Source organism: Pseudomonas sp. Sample_14 (genome assembly GCF_004307515.1).
Classification (GTDB): domain Bacteria; phylum Pseudomonadota; class Gammaproteobacteria; order Pseudomonadales; family Pseudomonadaceae; genus Aquipseudomonas; species Aquipseudomonas atacamensis.
Genome location: NZ_RCOC01000063.1, coordinates 46,571 through 60,375, shown reverse-complemented (window position 1 = coordinate 60,375; position 13,805 = coordinate 46,571). Strand labels below are relative to the sequence as shown.

10 protein-coding genes are annotated in these 13,805 nt (G+C 61.4%); 2 read left to right on the top strand and 8 right to left on the bottom strand.

Going from position 1 to position 13,805, the window contains the following annotated elements:
• Positions 1-35: 35 nt before the first annotated feature.
• The 5 genes from D8U61_RS14550 to D8U61_RS14525 form a co-directional block, all read right to left on the bottom strand.
• Complete coding sequence (locus D8U61_RS14550) at positions 36-2,462, bottom strand: TonB-dependent siderophore receptor (RefSeq protein ID WP_130927169.1); 2,427 nt, start codon at positions 2,460-2,462, stop codon at positions 36-38.
• A 258-nt stretch (positions 2,463-2,720) separates the two neighbouring features.
• Positions 2,721-3,695, bottom strand: a complete 975-nt coding sequence (locus D8U61_RS14540) for a FecR family protein (protein ID WP_130888267.1) — start codon at positions 3,693-3,695, stop codon at positions 2,721-2,723.
• On the bottom strand, positions 3,692-4,168 hold the full coding sequence (locus D8U61_RS14535; RefSeq protein WP_189691481.1) for an RNA polymerase sigma factor: 477 nt from the start codon (positions 4,166-4,168) through the stop codon (positions 3,692-3,694). The genes D8U61_RS14540 and D8U61_RS14535 overlap by 4 nt, the downstream gene beginning before the upstream one ends.
• A 242-nt stretch (positions 4,169-4,410) precedes the next feature.
• Positions 4,411-5,118: a 3'-5' exonuclease gene (locus D8U61_RS14530; protein WP_130888266.1), complete on the bottom strand. Its 708-nt coding sequence runs from the start codon at positions 5,116-5,118 to the stop codon at positions 4,411-4,413.
• Positions 5,115-7,049, bottom strand: coding sequence for a putative nucleotidyltransferase substrate binding domain-containing protein (locus D8U61_RS14525; protein WP_306662997.1), 1,935 nt, complete (start codon positions 7,047-7,049; stop codon positions 5,115-5,117). The genes D8U61_RS14530 and D8U61_RS14525 overlap by 4 nt, the downstream gene beginning before the upstream one ends.
• A 255-nt stretch (positions 7,050-7,304) precedes the next feature.
• Between D8U61_RS14525 and D8U61_RS14520 the strand changes: the two genes are divergently transcribed.
• Complete coding sequence (locus D8U61_RS14520; RefSeq protein ID WP_016772851.1) at positions 7,305-7,751, top strand: response regulator; 447 nt, start codon at positions 7,305-7,307, stop codon at positions 7,749-7,751.
• A gap of 204 nt (positions 7,752-7,955) precedes the next feature.
• Here the strand turns inward: D8U61_RS14520 and D8U61_RS14515 are convergent, their stop codons facing one another.
• The gene (locus tag D8U61_RS14515; RefSeq protein WP_130927167.1) at positions 7,956-10,133 is read right to left on the bottom strand and encodes a malate synthase G; all 2,178 of its coding nucleotides are present in this window, start codon (positions 10,131-10,133) and stop codon (positions 7,956-7,958) included.
• A 623-nt stretch (positions 10,134-10,756) separates the two neighbouring features.
• Between D8U61_RS14515 and D8U61_RS14510 the strand changes: the two genes are divergently transcribed.
• A complete protein-coding gene (locus D8U61_RS14510; RefSeq protein WP_130888262.1) occupies positions 10,757-11,275 on the top strand; it encodes a glycine cleavage system protein R in 519 nt (172 codons plus the stop codon).
• 222 nt (positions 11,276-11,497) lie between these two features.
• Here D8U61_RS14510 and rarD read toward each other — a convergent pair whose 3' ends face one another.
• On the bottom strand, positions 11,498-12,385 hold the full coding sequence (rarD, locus tag D8U61_RS14505) for an EamA family transporter RarD (RefSeq protein WP_016772855.1): 888 nt from the start codon (positions 12,383-12,385) through the stop codon (positions 11,498-11,500).
• Between the two features lie 204 nt (positions 12,386-12,589).
• Positions 12,590-13,564 (bottom strand): serine/threonine protein kinase, encoded by a 975-nt coding sequence (locus D8U61_RS14495; protein ID WP_130888261.1) that lies wholly within the window; start codon positions 13,562-13,564, stop codon positions 12,590-12,592.
• Between the last annotated feature and the right edge of the window lie 241 nt (positions 13,565-13,805).

The following is a 13,805-nucleotide window of genomic DNA, read 5'->3' as shown; positions in this document are numbered from 1 at the left end:
CGGCCTGGGAACATGGCCTGTTTCAGCTCACTGGCTTACCACTTGTAAGTGGCGCTGGCGACGACACTGCGCTGGTCGCCGTAGTAGCAATAGAAGCTGTCGCAGGTGGAAATGTAGTCCTTGTCGAACAGGTTGGTCGCGTTCACCGCCAGCGATGCACCTTTGAGACTGTTGTCCAGACGGCCCAGATCATAATGCACGCTGGCGTCGAACACGGTATAGGCATCGGCCTTGCCCAGCCAGGTGTTGGCCTTGTCGCCGTAGGTGTTGCCGGTGTAGCGCACGCCGGCGCCAATGCCGAAACCGTCGAGCACGCCGGCGTGCCAGGTGTAGTCGGTCCACAGCGAGGCTTGTTGGTTGGGCATCAGTTGCAGGCGGTTGCCCTTGTCGACGCCTTTCTGCACTTCGGATTTGGCCAGGGTGTAGGCGGCGATGACTTTGAGGTTGTCGGTCACATCCGACACCGCTTCGAGCTCCAGGCCTTTGACCTTCACTTCGCCAGTCTGGCTGGTCACCGAGACGTTGTTGACGAAGGTGTTCACCGCGACGTTCTTTTGGGTCAGGTCATACACGGCGGCGGTCAGCAGGGTCTTGCTGCCCGGAGGCTGGTATTTGATGCCCAGTTCCCACTGCTTGCCTTCGGTTGGCTTGAGCGAGCCGGTCGAGGTGGCATCGGCGCCCGTCGTCGGCTGGAACGACTCGGCGTAGGACAGGTACGGCACGAAACCGTTATCGAAGACGTAGCTGAGCGCCGCGTTGCCGCTGAATTTCTTGTCACGCTGAGTGTTGGTGGCGTCGCTCTGGTTGATGAATTGGGTGCTGGTGTGGACCCAGTCTTCACGGCCGCCGAGGGTCAGGCGCCACTGGTCGAGAGCCATTTGGTCTTGCACGTAGAGACCGGTCTGGTAGGTCTTCTGGTTGTAGTCGTAAAACGCCGTGGAGCGCGCCGGACGTACGATCGGCTGGCCGTAGATCGGGTTGATGACGTTGGTTTGCAGACCATCGCCAAAGATCGAGGTGTAGTTGGTGTTGCTGCGCTGGTGATCCAGACCCAGCAGCAAGGTGTGGCGAATGTCGCCCGTGGCGAAGTCGGCCTGGAAGTTGTTGTCCACGGCAAACTGGCTGATGTCTTCGTCGACGCTGGTGCTGGTGCGGCCGACGTTGCCCTCTGCATCCACGGTGGTGAACGGGTAGGAACCGGGTGTCAGCGACTGGAAAGACAGGTCCGACTTGGTGTAGCGCAGGTTCTGTTTGAACTGCCAGACATCGTTCAGCCGATGTTCGAAGGCATAACCCAGCGCGTAGTAGGTGCGGTCGTAGTATTCCCAATCCGGATCGCCGAGATTCTTGTGATGGGAAATATCACCGAGCGGCGATTTGATCTTCGTGCCCTGGATCGGCAGAAACTGGCTGGTGATGCCGGTGTCATCGCGGGTGAACTGGCTCAGCAGAGTGAGTTTGGTGTCGTCATCGATGTTCCAGGTCAGGCTCGGCGCGATGTTGTAGCGCTTGTTGTCGACGTGGTCGATCTGGGTGCCGCTGTCGCGCACCACGCCGCTGAGGCCATAGAGAAACTGCCCGGCCTCATCGATCTTGCCGGTGCTGGCGAAGTTGATCTGTCGGTGGTTGTCGCTGCCGTATTGCAGCTGGATTTCGCTGCTGGCCTCCGCGCTCGGGCGGCGGCTGACCATGTCGAGCAAACCGCCCGGCGGTGTCTGGCCGTACACCGACGAGGCCGGACCGCGGAGCAGGGCGAGGCGGTCGAGGTTCCAGGTTTCCTGTTTCGGGTTGGCGTACACGCCTTTGGGCAGCGGCAGGCCGTCGAGGAACTGGGTCGGTTCGAAACCGCGCACGCGCAGCCAGTCGGCGCGGGTGTCGCTGCCGTAGCTGCTGGCGGTGATGCCCGGCATGTAGCGCACCGCGTCGTCGAGGCTGTGCACGCTGCGGTCGTCCATTTGCTGGCGGGTTGCCACCGAAATCGAACGCGGTGCTTCGACCAGGGCGGTATCGGTCTTGGTGCCGGCGGCGGTGCGGGTCGCGGTGTAGCCTTCGACCGGGCCCCAGGCGCTTTCGAAGTTTTCCACGCCGATGACCGAAGTTTCCGGCAGGGCCAGCGTGCCTTCAGGCACGGCCACCAGGGTGTAAGTGCCGGCGCTGCTCTGTTCCAGCTGCAGACCGGTGCCGCGCAAAGCCGCGCGCAGGGCACCGGCGGCGTCGTACTGGCCGTTGACCGGCGCCGAGGTTTTGCCGGCGGCCAGCGCAGGATTGAGCGACAGGGCGAGGCCGCCCTGGCTGGCGATCTGGTTCAGGGTGGTCGACAGCGGCGCCGCCGGCAGGTTGTAGGCGCGCACGCTGGACGCTTGCTCAGCGGCGAGCAACGGGCTGCTGATCAGCGGCGTGCCGAAAGCGATGGCAAAAGCCAGCAGACTGGGGCGCAACAAGGTGTCTGGCGAACGGGACATACGGCGGCTCCTGAATGGAAATATTTCTCAATTGCCTGTGTGCCGGACGAGATTGGAAAAGTGATAGGGCTGGGTGGAAATTCTTTTTTGCGGGAAATGGTTGTGCGGCTGATGGCGCCTTCGCGAGCAGGCTCGCTCCCACACTGATCGTTCCCACGCTCCGCGTGGGAATGCCTCAATGGACGCTCTGCGTCCGCTTCGGCAGGGACGCAGAGCGTCCCGGGCTGCATTCCCACGCAGAGCGTGGGAACGATCATGTCAAGGGGCGGAGGGTTCCGCCTTCGCCACGGTGACCCAATACGGCGTATGCCGCTCGATCTGCACCGGCAGGGTCGGCAGCAAAGCGCTCAGGGCCTTGTCGATGTCATGCAACGGAAAACTGCCGGTAATGCGCAGATCGGCCACTTCCGGCGCCACGCCCAGATGCCCGCGACGATAGCGCCCGAGCTCATGCACCAGATCGCCCAGCCGTGCGTTGTCCACCACCAGCATGCCGCGCGTCCAGGCATCGGCGCCGGGGGCGAGGGCGGCAATCGAGCCCAGCCCGTCACTGCGCAACAGCACCTGCTGGCCTTCGCGCAGAACCAGTTCTTGCGGGTTGGCCTGGGCATGGGCCGCGACCGCCGACTGCAACACGCTCAGGCGTGTGCCATCGTCCTCGCGCTTGACCAGAAACCGCGTGCCCAGCGCGCGCATGCTGCCTTCGCGGGTTTCGACGATAAACGGCCGCGCGTCGCCATGCCCGGTCTCGACGAGGATTTCGCCCTCCTGCAACACGATCAAGCGGCGTTCGTCATCGAAGCGTACGTCGACCGCGCTGTGGGTATTGAGGTTGAGCAGAGTGCCGTCGGACAGGCGCACGGTGCGCTGTTCACCGGTGGCGGTGCGCTGATCGGCGAGCCAGTAATCCAGCGGCAGGTAGCGCTCGCTGACAAACAGCCCCAGACCGATCATCACCACGACACTGGCCAGCCCGCTGCCGAGTTTGCGCACGCGCCGGCGAATGCCTTCGCGCGATTGCAGCAACGCGCTTCGGGCCGGGCCCTTGGCGACGCTGAAGCGCTGATCGAGCATGCCCAACTGACGCCAGGCACGGGCATGTTCTTCATGGGCGGCATGCCATTTAGCGAATTCTTCACGCTCCAGCGCGGTGCTCGAATCGAGGGTCAATTGCCAGGCAATCGCCGCGTCCAGCACATGCGCCGGCACCGGGCGCGAACTGGCCGCCGTCATGTCGGCTCACCGTACAGGGCGATGTAGCACTGGCGCAGGCCTTGGGCCAGATACTGCCGCACGCGCGGTACCGAGACACCGAGTTTGTCTGCGATTTCGGCGTGGCTGAGGCCGTCGAGGCGGTTATACAGGAAGGCCGCGCGGGCCTTGGTCGACAACTTGCCGAGCAGGCGATCGATGGCTTTGAGGTCGTCGAGGATCATTTGCTGTTCTTCCACCGAAGGCTGCTCGTCTTCGGGGATCAGCATCAGTTCGGTGAGGTAGGCCTGTTCCAGCGCGGCGCGGCGGAAGTAGTCGAACAACAGGCCTTTGGCGATCGCCACCAGAAACGCCCGAGGTTCGCGCGGCGTAAGCAGTTCGTCGCGGTTGAGCAAGCGCACGAAGGTGTCCTGGCTCAGGTCTTCGGCACGCTGCGGACACGCCACATTGCGCCGCAACCACGCCAGCAGCCAACCGCGATGGTCGCGATACATCGCACCGACGAGCTCACTGTGGGGGTTGGGCACTGACGACACCGGACATCACCGATTGGGAAATGTTAACTAACGAGAATAGTTCGCGATTCTGGCAGAGGTGGGAATGGTTAGCAATTGGCCACTGGTCAGGTGATAGGGCTGCATGCCTCTGTAGGAGCTGCCCAAGGCTGCGATCTTTTGATCTTGCTGTTTATAAAATCAAAAGATCGCAGCCTGCGGCAGCTCCTACAGGGGTAGCGCTAGAAAGAGTGAGTTTGCTGCCGCCGCTTCCACTGGCTCAACCGCTGCTGCAACTGCAACGGACTGTAAATCTGCTGCGCCCGCGCCCGGCTGAACAGAATCAATGCCAACTCCGCCGTGGCCAGCGCATCGGCACTCGCGTTATGCCGCTCGAACACTTCAAGCCGGAACCACTCGATCCACTCATCCAGCCCGGCCTCGCGAATCTGCGCCTGCGGACATAACAGCGGCGCAATGTCCGCCACATCCAGAAACACATGCTGCAGCTTATGCCCCAAGTGCTCCTTCACTGCACGCCCGAGCATGTGCTGATCGAACGGCGCATGAAACGCCAGCACCGGGCTGTCGCCGATGAACTCCAGCAACTCCAGCAACGCTTCCGCCGGGTCGCTGCCTGCGGCAATCGCATTCGGCCCCAAGCCATGAATCAGTACGCTGGGGCTGAGCTTCAGCTCGCGACATTGCAGCGTGCGCTCGAACTGCTGACTGAAATCGATCGCGCCGTCCTCGATCACCACGGCGCCGATCGACAGGACCCGATCCTTGCTCATATTCAGGCCGGTGGTTTCCAGGTCCAGCACCACCCAGCGCTGCCCGCGCAGGCTGCATTCGTTCAGCTCGGCGAGCGCCGGCAGCTTCGCCAGCCGCTGCTGCGAGTCCGCCGACACCACGGGGCTGGCCGGGCGTAGCCAGGAGAACAGGCTCATAGCTGATACCGCAAGGTCAGGCTGCTTTGCAGGCGCTGCGCCTGGCGCAGGGATTCGCGCAGGATGCGCCGGTCGAGATGATTGAGGCTGTCGGGATCGACGCGGTTGGAGTACGGCTGATTTTCCCGGGTTTGCAACTGATGCTGCTGCATGCGCGTTTGTTGAATGAAGTGATAGGCCTCTTCATACGCCGCGCCGTCGAGCGGCTCGATGACCTCTTTATCGACCAGTTGGCGAAAGCGTTCGAGGGTGTTGTTGGCGTCGATGCCGTTGGCCAGCGCCAGCAGACGGGCGCCGTCCACGAACGGCGTCAGGCCCTGGATTTTCAGATCCAGCGTGGCCTTCTCACCGTTCTTGCGGGCCAGCACGAATTCACGGAAGCGCCCAACGGGAGGGCGATTGCGCAGCGCATTTTCGGCGAGCATGCGCTGGAACAGACGATTGTCAGCGACTTGATCGAGGATGCCCCGGCGCAATTGCTCGCAGCCTTGCTCATCGCCCCAGACCACGCGCAGGTCGAAATAAATGCTCGAGCCCAGCAGGTTCTCCGGCGTGGCTTCGCGGATGAACGCCGCAAAGCGCCGCGCCCATTCGGCCCGCGACAGACACAGCTCGGGATTGCCGGCCATGATGTTGCCCTTGCACAGGGTAAAGCCGCACTGCGCCAGGCTCTGGTTGATCTGCTGGGCAATCGGCAGCAGCTTGCCGCGAATCTCTGCTGCGTGCGCGGCATCGCGGGCATCGAACAGGATGCCGTTGTCCTGGTCGGTGTGCAGCGTCTGCTCGCGCCGACCCTCGCTGCCGAAACACAGCCAGCTGAACGGCACGCCCGGGTCGCCCTTTTCGGCGAGGGTCAGTTCGATCACCCGACACACCGTGTGATCGTTGAGCAGGGTGATGATGTGGGTAATCTGCGTCGACGACGCGCCGTGGGCGAGCATGCGCTCGACCAGTTGGCCGATCTCGCCGCGCAAGGTCACCAGTTGTTCGACCCGTTGCGCGCTGCGGATGGTCCGGGCCAGGTGCACCAGATCGACCCGTTGCAGGGAGAACAGGTCACGCTCGGACACCACGCCACACAGGCGTTGATCCTTGACCAGGCAGACGTGAGCAATGTGCCGCTCGGTCATGGCGATCGCCGCATCGAAGGCACTGTGATCCGGCGACAGATAAAACGGTGATCGAGTCATGTGCTGTTCGATGGCGTCGCTGAAATCGCCGACACCTTCGGCGACCACATGGCGCAAATCGCGCAGGGTGAAAATCCCCAGCGGCGCCTTGTGCTCATCCACCGCGACGATGCTGCCGACCTGTTGCTCGTGCATCAGCTTCACCGCTTCACGCAGCGGCGTCTCGGCGCTGCAAGTCACCGGATGGCGCATCGCAAGTTCACCGAGACGGGTGTTCAGCGAGTATTGAGTGCCGAGGGTCTCCACGGCTTTTTGCTGGACTTGCTGGTTGACCTGATCGAGCAGGCTGCTCACCCCACGCAAGGCGAAGTCGCGGAAGGCGCTGGAGAGGGCGAACAGTTTGATGAACGCCAGTTTGTTCAGTTGCAGGCAGAAGGTGTCTTCGCCCGCCAGATGTTCGGTGCGCGTGGCGCGTTCACCGAGCAGCGCGGCCAGCGGAAAGCATTCGCCGGTGGTGATTTCGAACGTGGTCTCGGTGCCGGGCTTGGTGATGTGCTGGCGTTCGCCGACCACCCGACCCTGTTTGACGATATGAAAGTGTTCCACCGGGCCGTCGGCCGGTTTGATGATGCTCTCGCCCTGGGCAAAAAAACGCAGCTGACATTGCTCCACCAGATAGGCGAGGTGGGCATGTTCCATCTGATTGAAGGGCGGGAAGCGCTGGAGGAATTGCAGGGTGCCCTGAATGTTCTGCAACACCGCGGTTTTCCCTGCCTGGGTGAAGGCGTCCGCTTTGCTCATAACCATTACCGCAGTCTTTTTCGAATTGTTGTTGTCGGATCGTTGCGACCATGGTCGGCCCCGGCGGGCAGGGTGCCCATTGGACGTAAGTCTAGGTTTTGCCACCATTGGCCGATTTTCGGAAATAACCTACGCAAAAGGTCGGAAAAGCTTGCGCTAGCCACTTGGAAAAAATTCCGACGAAGTGCACATTGAAGCGCTGTCCGGTGATGTCTGACGACTTGCCAGGGATTGTTTGAACATTTAGAGAGCGCCATGTCCGACCACGATATTTTGAGCGACGCCGAGCGGGAAGCGCTCAGCGCAGTGATGCTCGAACCTGATCTGCCGCCGCAGCGTGTCCTGATCGTCGACGACGACAAGGACGCCCGCGAGTTGTTGTCGGAGATTCTCGCGCTGGACGGCATTCGCTGCATGACCGCAGCCAGCGGTGAAACCGCGCTGAAAATGCTCGATGAAAAGCCTTCGATCGGTCTGGTCATTACCGACCTGCGCATGGGCAATGTCGATGGCCTCGAGCTGATTCGCCAGGTGCGTGAATCGGTACGGGCAGCGATGCCGATCATCATCGTCTCCGGCGATGCCGACGTGAAAGATGCGATCGAAGCGATGCACTTGAGCGTGGTGGATTTTCTGCTCAAGCCGATTGATACGGGGAAGTTGCTTGAGCTGGTGAAACACGAATTGGGCATAGAACCCTAAGACATATTTCGCCGCCCAGCAGATGATCGTTACCAGGGTCTGCGTGGGAATGCATCAATGGACGCTCCGCGTCCGCAGTTGTGGGACGCGGAGCGTCCCGGGCTGCATTCCCACGCAGAGCGTGGGAACGATCAATCCACCTCAAAAACAAAAAGGCCCTGATCTCTCGATCAGGGCCTTTTTCATTCCAACCATCAACTCAAGTCACAGACCATTCTTGGCCTTGAACTCGCGACGACGACGGTGCAGCACCGGCTCGGTGTAGCCGTTCGGTTGCTTGGTGCCTTCGATGACCAGTTCGACCGCCGCCTGGAAGGCGATGTTGCTGTCGAAGTCCGGTGCCAGCGGGCGATACAGCGGGTCGTTGGCGTTCTGGCGGTCAACCACCGGCGCCATGCGCTTGAGGCTTTCCATCACTTGCTCTTGGCTGACGATACCGTGGCGCAGCCAGTTGGCGATGTGCTGGCTGGAGATACGCAGCGTCGCACGGTCTTCCATCAGGCCGACGTCGTTGATGTCCGGCACTTTCGAGCAACCGACACCCTGGTCGATCCAGCGCACCACGTAACCGAGAATGCCCTGGGCGTTGTTGTCCAGTTCGTTCTTGATCTGCTCTGGCGTCCAGCTTGGGTTCACTGCCAGTGGAATGGTCAGGATGTCATCCACCGAGGCGCGCGCACGTTTGGCCAGTTCGGCCTGACGCGCAAACACGTCAACCTTGTGGTAGTGCAGCGCGTGCAGCGCAGCGGCAGTCGGCGATGGCACCCAGGCAGTGTTGGCGCCGGCGAGTGGGTGAGCGATTTTCTGCTCGAGCATCGCGGCCATCAGATCCGGCATCGCCCACATGCCTTTACCGATTTGCGCGCGACCTTGCAGGCCGGTGCTCAGACCGATATCGACGTTCCAGTTTTCGTAGGCGCCGATCCACTTCTCGGCCTTCATGTCCGCCTTGCGCACGACAGGGCCGGCTTCCATGGAGGTGTGGATTTCGTCGCCGGTGCGGTCGAGGAAACCGGTGTTGATGAACACCACGCGCTCGCTGGCGGCCTTGATGCAAGCCTTGAGGTTGACCGTGGTGCGGCGCTCCTCGTCCATGATCCCGACTTTCAGGGTGTTGCGCGGCAGGCGCAGGACGTCTTCGATACGCCCGAACAGCTCGTTGGTGAACGCCGCTTCTTCCGGGCCGTGCATTTTCGGTTTGACGATGTACACCGAACCGGTGCGGGTGTTGCGCCGCGAGGTGTTGCCGTTGAGGTTGTGCATTGCTGCCAGGCAAGTCACCAGACCGTCGAGAATGCCTTCCGGCACTTCGTTGCCTTGGCTGTCGAGGATCGCATCAATGGTCATCAGATGGCCGACGTTGCGCACGAACAACAGCGAACGACCGTGCAGGGTCACTTCTCCGCCATTGGGCGCGGTGTAGGTGCGATCCGGGTTCATGGTGCGGGTAAAGGTCTGGCCGCCCTTGGACACGGATTCCGCGAGGTCGCCCTTCATCAGGCCGAGCCAGTTGCGGTAGATCACCACTTTGTCGTCGGCATCAACGGCGGCCACGGAGTCTTCGCAGTCCATGATCGTGGTCAGCGCCGCTTCCATGAGGATGTCTTTGACGCCGGCGGCGTCGGTCTGGCCGACCGGGGTGCTGGCGTCGATCTGGATTTCGAAGTGCAGGCCGTTGTGCTTGAGCAGCACCGCGATCGGCGCGTTGGCGTCGCCCTGGAAGCCGATCAACTGAGCGTCATCGCGCAGGCCGCTGTTGCTGCCGCCCTTCAGAGTGACGACCAGTTTGCCGTCAGCGATTTTGTAGCCGGTCGAATCGACGTGGGAGCCTGCGGCCAGTGGTGCGGCTTCGTCGAGGAAAGCACGGGCGAAAGCGATGACTTTGTCGCCACGCACCTTGTTGTAGCCTTTGCCTTTTTCCGCGCCGCCGTCCTCGCTGATCGCGTCGGTGCCGTAGAGAGCGTCGTACAGCGAACCCCAGCGGGCGTTCGAAGCATTGAGCGCGAAGCGCGCATTCATCACCGGCACGACCAGTTGCGGGCCGGCGGTGCGGGCGATTTCATCGTCGACGTTTTGCGTCGTGGCCTGGAAATCAGCCGCTTCTGGCAGCAGATAGCCGATCTCTTGCAGGAAAGCTTTGTAGGCCACGGCATCGTGCGCCTGGCCGGCATGCTGCTGATGCCAGGCATCGATGCGCGCCTGGAAGTCATCGCGTTTGGCGAGTAGGGCTTTGTTCTTCGGCGCCAGGTCGTGAATGACCTTGTCGGCACCTTCCCAGAATTGTTCGGCGGTGAGGCCGGTACCGGGAATGGCTTCGTTGTTCACGAAGTCGAACAGGACTTTGGCGACCTGCAGGCCACCGACTTGAACGTGTTCAGTCATTGCTTGCCTCACTCTGCTCAGCTATTTCGCTTTTCAGCTCGTCAATTTAACAATGAAGCTTCCGGCCATTTAAACCACAAACCTGCGGACCAGTACATGCCATTGCTGGCGGCTGGGCTAGGACCAATCAACGGCTTGGAGGCCTTGCTGACGGGGCTTTCAGGGTTGCGAAGGGCCTTGGGCAGACATCGATCCAGCGTTATGTAGTGCGCGCTGCGGCATACTACATGATGAGTTGCGCTTGTGAAAATCAGACTAATTACGTCGTTCTGCGACCTCATGACGCATTGCGGTCACGTCGCGGAACGGGATGTTCTCAAAAAAGCATTGGATTGTTCCAGCTAAATATCGAAAGTTGTACACATAATTACTGTGGGCCTGCTAAGGGGCAATTTGGGTGTAACGATTTGTGGCGAGGGCATTTATCCCCGTTGGGTGGCGAAGTCGCCCCCTGCGGTCCGGCTGGCAGACCCAATTGGCAGGACTCACGACTGCTGCGCAGCCGGACGGGGATAAATCCCCTCGCCACAGATTCTCAGCACAAGTTGCGATGACAGGCTGAATCACTCCGCTTGCCTATACTTGCCCTTCGATAACAAAAGACATGACAAGAGGGCTGCGCCATGGACCATCTCGTACTCACCGTTTTCGCCCCGGACAAGCCCGGGCAGGTCGAGCGCATCGCCCAATGCATTGCCGAGCACGGCGGCAACTGGCTGGAAAGCCGCATGTCACGCATGGCCGGGCAGTTCGCCGGGATTCTGCGCGTGGGTGTGCCGGCGGAGGCTTACGACGAACTGGTCGATGCCCTGCAAGCGCTGTCGGCCCATGGCATTCGGGTACTGATAGCCGAAAGCGGAGTGGAGCAGTCCTGCACGTGGAAACCGATCACTATGGAACTGGTCGGCAATGACCGACCGGGTATCGTCCGCGATATCACTCGGCTGTTGAGCGAGCAGGGTGTGAACCTGGAGCGACTGGTAACTGAGGTGCGCCCGGCGCCGATGAGCAGCGAGCCGCTGTTTCACGCCGAGGCGATTCTGGCGGTGCCACTCACCTTGTCGCTCGACGTTCTGCAGGCGCGCCTGGAAACCCTGGCCGATGATCTGATGGTCGAACTGGTGTTACGCACAGAGGTTTAGCGCAGACAGGGTTATTCAGGTTTAACGTGCACCTGCCTGTGGATAACCTGTAGAGACAGACCGCCACGCCACGCCGGCCGTGGCTTTGCGCAGGTTGATCAAAAAACCGCCAGCATTCAGTGACTTGCGCACAAACGGCGGGGATCACGCTGTGGATAAGCTTGGGAAGGAACGATGCAGGCCACGAGAACCGTGGCCTGCAGAGGTTTGTGCGTTTTTTGATCAGGCGCGCCGGCGCAAACTTATCCACGCATCAACGCTATAGACCGCCAGGCCGGCCCAGATAAACATGAACGCAACCAGCGTGCTGGACGACAAATGCTCGCCAAACAGCAGCACGGCTTGCAGCAACACCAGCGTCGGCGCGATGTATTGCAGGAAGCCGATGGTGGTGTAGGGCAAGTGGCGGGTGGCGGCGTTGAAACACACCAGCGGCACCAGTGTCACCGGGCCGGCGGCCACCAGCCACCAGGCTTCGGAGGTGGTCCAGAAGGCCGGCTGCACACTCGTGGCAGTCTGATTGAACAGCAACCATGCAATCGCGATCGGCACCAGCATCCAGGTCTCCACCACCAGCCCCGGCAACGCCTTGACCGGCGCCTGCTTGCGGATCAGACCGTAGAAGCCGAAGGTCAGCGCCAGCGCCAGCGACACCCACGGCAGACTGCCGACCTGCCACACCTGCTGCGCCACGCCGATGGCAGCCAGCCCGACCGCCACCCACTGCATGCGCCGCAGTCGTTCGCCGAGCAGCACCATGCCCAACAGCACGTTGACCAGCGGATTAATGTAATAACCCAGACTCGCCTCGAGCATGCGACCGTTGTTCACCGACCACACGTAGGTCAGCCAGTTGGCCGCGATCAGCGTGCCGCTCAAGGCAAGAATCGCCAGGCGCTTGGGATTGTCGAGCAACTCGCGCAGCCAGCCCGGGTGTTTCCACACCATCAGCAGCAACGCACCGAACAGCGCCGACCACAGCACCCGATGGATGATGATCTCGACGGCCGGGACTTCGGCAATGGCTTTGAAATAGATCGGGAAAAGGCCCCAGATGATGTAGGCGCTCAGGCCCAGAATATACCCGCGACGCGGGTTGGCGGCTTGCATGCAGAATCCTTGCTCAGGCAGCTGACAAAGGAGGGATTGTAAGGAGATTTGTCCGCGAATGTCGTAGACCAATGTTCATAGAATTGTGAACAGCGATCTTGTGGGAGCGAGCCTGCTCGCGAACGCGGTCTGACATTCAACATCGATGTTGCCTGAAATGACGTCTTCGCGAGCAGGCTCGCTCCCACAGGGTTCAGGTTTGAATCAGAAGAGTTTCAGCGGTTCTTCATTCAGTGCCGCCAACTGCTCACGCAATGCCAGCACCTGGTCGCCCCAATACCGCTCCGTGCCAAACCACGGAAAGCTGTGCGGGAACGCCGGGTCATCCCAGCGCCGCGCCAGCCAGGCGCTGTAGTGCATCAGGCGCAAGGCGCGCAACGGTTCGATCAGCGCCAGCTCGCGCGGGTCGAAATCATGGAATTCGTTGTAGCCGTCCATCAATTCCGACAACTGCCCGAGACATTCCTGGCGATCGCCGGCGAGCATCATCCAGATGTCCTGCACCGCCGGGCCCATGCGGCAGTCGTCGAGGTCGACGATGTGGAACATCTCGTCGCGGCACATCATGTTGCCGGGGTGGCAGTCGCCGTGTATGCGGATGTTCTGGTGCGGCGTGGCGGCGTAGACGTCTTCGACGCGTTTGAGCAGGTCGCGGGCAACCGACTCGTAAGCCGGCAGCAGGCTCTTGGGAATGAAATTGCCTTCGAGCAAAGTGTTCAGCGAGGCATGGCCAAAGTTCTGCACTGCGAGGGCTTCGCGATGCTCGAACGGCTTGGTGCCGCCCACCGCATGCATGCGCCCGAGCAACTGGCCAAGGCGATAGAGTTGATCAAGATTGCCCGGCTCCGGCGCCCGGCCACCACGACGCGGGAACAGGGTGAAGCGGAAGCCGGCGTGCTCATGCAGGGTTTCGCCGTTATGAATCAGCGGCGCTACCACCGGAATGTCGATGTCGGCCAGTTCGAAAGTGAACTGGTGCTCTTCGATTATGGCCTCGTTGGTCCAGCGCTGCGGACGATAGAACTTGGCAATCAGCGGCTCGGAGTCTTCGATACCGACCTGATACACCCGGTTTTCGTAGCTGTTGAGCGCCAGAATGCGCGCGTCGCTGAGGAAACCGATGCTTTCAACGGCATCCAGGACGAGATCGGGGGTGAGGGTTTCAAACGGGTGGGCCATGCTGACTCCTGCGCGCAGCAGGCTGCTGCGTCCGGCTCGGCATGGTAGCGCAGATGGCGGCGCGAAGGGTGTTGGTGTCTGCCCGGGCCTCTTCGCGAGCAGGCTCGCTCCCACCTTGGAATACGATTCCCTGTGGGAGCGAGCCTGCTCGCGAAAGCGGTTTATCAGGCGCCGACAACCCCGCCGTCTTCGCGAGTAATCGCCATCACCGAAGACCTTGGCTTGCCGTTGGGCAGATGCT